This is a genomic window from Streptomyces sp. SID486, from assembly GCF_009865385.1.
Lineage (GTDB): Bacteria > Actinomycetota > Actinomycetes > Streptomycetales > Streptomycetaceae > Streptomyces.
On sequence record NZ_WWJT01000578.1, the window covers coordinates 1 to 227 of the forward strand.

The window sequence follows — 227 nt, forward strand, 5'->3', positions numbered from 1 at the left end:
GGGCCGGTCTGCGGCCCGCGCGGGCGGCCCGGCGGCCCGCGCGGGCGCCCGACGATCCGCGTCCGGCCCTGCCCGCACCGGCGGCACGCCGGCTCACCACCCTGCTGACCGACCGGTCCGGCGGGGCCGGCGGCGGGCGGCGGGGCAGTTCCCCGGACCTGATGGAGCTGCTTCCGCAGTGGCTCGCGGCGGCCGCCGCGCACGGGTACGCGGCGCCCCCACAGGCC

1 pseudogene is annotated in these 227 nt (G+C 84.1%); it reads left to right on the forward strand.

The features are described from left to right. Positions 1 to 227: pseudogene (locus tag GT045_RS26915) on the forward strand (hypothetical protein); the annotation flags it as partial.